Annotated in this window: 6 protein-coding genes; 1 reads left to right on the forward strand and 5 read right to left on the reverse strand. The window is 39.2% G+C overall.

Features of this window, described 5'->3' with window-relative positions:
• Positions 1-169: 169 nt before the first annotated feature.
• Positions 170-763: a nuclear transport factor 2 family protein gene (locus GNF10_RS36125; protein WP_185580244.1), complete on the forward strand. Its 594-nt coding sequence runs from the start codon at positions 170-172 to the stop codon at positions 761-763.
• A gap of 467 nt (positions 764-1,230) precedes the next feature.
• Here the strand turns inward: GNF10_RS36125 and GNF10_RS36130 are convergent, their stop codons facing one another.
• The 5 genes from GNF10_RS36130 to GNF10_RS36150 form a co-directional block, all read right to left on the reverse strand.
• A complete protein-coding gene (locus GNF10_RS36130; RefSeq protein ID WP_185580245.1) occupies positions 1,231-1,434 on the reverse strand; it encodes a hypothetical protein in 204 nt (67 codons plus the stop codon).
• Between the two features lie 32 nt (positions 1,435-1,466).
• Positions 1,467-1,688, reverse strand: a complete 222-nt coding sequence (locus GNF10_RS36135) for a hypothetical protein (protein WP_185580246.1) — start codon at positions 1,686-1,688, stop codon at positions 1,467-1,469.
• Positions 1,689-1,804: 116 nt separating this feature from the next.
• A complete protein-coding gene (locus GNF10_RS36140; protein WP_185580247.1) occupies positions 1,805-2,020 on the reverse strand; it encodes a hypothetical protein in 216 nt (71 codons plus the stop codon).
• Between the two features lie 30 nt (positions 2,021-2,050).
• Positions 2,051-2,380, reverse strand: a complete 330-nt coding sequence (locus tag GNF10_RS36145) for a hypothetical protein (protein ID WP_185580248.1) — start codon at positions 2,378-2,380, stop codon at positions 2,051-2,053.
• 339 nt (positions 2,381-2,719) lie between these two features.
• A partial coding sequence (locus tag GNF10_RS36150) for a tyrosine-type recombinase/integrase (protein ID WP_185607453.1) occupies positions 2,720-2,908 on the reverse strand: 189 nt, incomplete at its 5' end.

The following is a 2,908-nucleotide window of genomic DNA, read 5'->3' on the forward strand; positions in this document are numbered from 1 at the left end:
TTTTGTTCTCGTAAGCCACACGCGAACAAATTATGATTTATTCCACTATCTATTTTCCCTTAACCGAGCAGTATTGACAAGAATCTGACAAATCATTGTAAGAATTTGAAAGAAGTCGAGCCTTGGAACTCAATACACTTTAAATAAATAGAATTAGGAGAATCCAATCATGGTCAAACAGCAATCTGTAGACGAACAAACAAATGGAAAGGTAACTAGCAACCTGACACCAGCCCAGGAGTTTTTGCAAGAACTCTGGGATGAGCATCTGCGGCTTGAGTTTGACGCTCACAACACTGAAGATACTCTCGCCACGATGGTTGAGGATGCTTACGTTAACGGCATTCCGGTAATGATTGGGGGAGTAGGGAAATCGGCACTGCGCGAGTTTTATTCCAAGTACTTCATTCCACAGATGCCGCCGGACATGGAGCTGACTCCGGTCTCGCGCACAATCGGAACCAATCAACTCGTCGATGAAATGCTAGTTAAGTTCACTCATACCATCCAGATGGACTGGATGCTACCTGGCATTGCTCCGACTCTTAAAAGGGTTGAAGTGGCATTGGTAGTAATTGTTCAGTTTCGTGACGACAAGCTAGCCCACGAACATCTCTACTGGGATCAGGCGAGTGTATTGGTTCAACTCGGTATGCTTGATCCGGGTACACTGCCCGTTGTAGGAGTTGACAGTGCGCGCAAGGTGCTTGATCCGAGCTTGCCCTCAAACGCACTGATCGATCGTGCCAGCGATCGCAACTAAGTGTAGGAGCCAGCAAATATCAATGCCTAAACCCGCCATTTTGCAACCAGGATCGTACTCATCCTGTTTGTAGGAGGCGCTTCTTATTGCTAGTTAGATGTTAGCGATGCCTACGGCAACGTCAAGGACGAACGTACCCAAGCTGTAATTGGCATCACCGTGCCAAAACGGGAAAATTGTACGCTAAGGCTAAAAGCCTTCCCCCATAAGCATCTTAGCCACCCATTTTTCAATAACACCCGTAAGTGAGATTGAGCCTCCTATAGGTGTAATTTGGCGTAGATACGTAGATACAACGAAGCTTTCAGCAGAGGCAAGATAGTCTGAAAGTACTGCTATGAATCACTTTAGACAGTCTATTATTCATTTACCTTTGCTTGCTAATTGTTGCTATTTGACATGAAACCAAGCCAGATTCAAGTAATGCCAGTATCAAAAAAACTAAATTGGTCAAAATCTCCATTTCGTCATTTCGCCCTTTGAATCCCTTTACCAGCATTGCCGTAAAGAATTGTATCGCCGGCTTGATCCACGATTTCAATATATCCATCTGGGTGAAAATCTGGATAAAGATAAATTTTTACAGTGCCAGACTGCTGAAAGGGCTTACACTGTTCATCGTGCGATTCAAAAACAACGCGATCACCGGGTTTTAATTTTCTTTTACCCACTTTATAATCTTTCTCTTAGGGGATGGTATTTATCAATTAATTTCAATCATTTGAGATTCGCATAAATACCACTTCACATCCGGCGTATCTTTTGGTAGTTGTTCTGTATCAATTTCCCAGTCTTCAGGATAATCTAAAATTTTCAAGCATCGAAATAAATTTCCATCAACATACGTAATAAACGATTCGTAAAAAGTTCCATCTTCTTCGGTAATGGTAATTTCAAAAACAGGATAGTTTTCAGGATTGTCCATAATTAATTCCTATTTTATACTTCCTTAATTCTCTTCAAATTAGCGAAATGCTCAGTTTTACGCACACCATCGGCATACTCAATTAAGCAATAAGGTGCGTTTGGTGTCGTTTATAACTAGAACGGTGCAGAATCGTTGTCATATGTAAATTCAGCTAAATCTTTAAAGCTTGCCACAGCATTTTCTAGGCAATCGCTAAAGCTTCCTACGTAATCATGCCCCAAATTAAAATCTGAACTATCTAAAAATCTTATTTCCACTACATAAGTCTCTTGGGAATAAAAAGAAGATTTTCTGATTTCTCCGACTAAATTTTTAAAGAATATCTTCATTGTTCAAAATTCCCTTTTCAACTCATAAAGTTAACTAAAAAGTTGATTTAAAATATTGTTTATTTGCCCGGAGAAGGAATAAGAGCATTTGTGAGAAACTTCATCATAATTAGCCTCAAGGCAATTTTCCGCATTTTCTAATCTGCCAACTGGGCCTTTGATTTCAATTATTGCTATTTGTTCACCTTCAGCTTCAATAATTTTTTGTACTCTTGATTCTGGTAGGTTTTCGGCAGAGAGCGAATCTATTGATAAGCCTGTGTCTATAACAATATTTGATAAATGATAAATTGATTTACATCCATCATCCATACAAAATACCAAACAGTTATTTCTCATGTAAATCTCAGTAATTCTCATTGTAGAAACCTATGCCTTCAACAAACTCTTTGCAACGCTCATAACTATCTGAAATCAAAACAATGCTGTCATAACTAGTAACGCTTCTTTTTATCTTGTATAAAAAGCGGCCCAATTGGTGGCAGTATGCCTCAATTACGTAATATTCCATATTTCCCTTTTCGTCACTTAATGGATAATCTTGTTTTATTGTTTTTCAGTGCGATGGCTGATGCTTTGTCTGAGTGGTTGATTACCCTTATTTTGTTGGTGCAGAGTAGTATGTATTCCCTGCACCAACATGGTACGTTTTTACAAAAGTATTTTTTATTATCACACTTAGTGAGTTATATGCTGAAATTATTCAGAAAAATTTGGTAGGTTTTTTAACGCCGATTTTGCCACAACTTCTGCACGTTGTGACGTTACTTTCTGATACCGTAATGTTGTCTGAATGCTTTCATGTCCCATAAGCGCCCTGAGTTCTTCAATCCCCATTAATCCCACTCGCTCTGTAGCAAAAGTGTGCCGTAGGTCGTGAATACGAAT

Source organism: Nostoc sp. UCD121 (assembly GCF_014222285.1).
Classification (GTDB): Bacteria; Cyanobacteriota; Cyanobacteriia; order Cyanobacteriales; family Nostocaceae; genus Nostoc.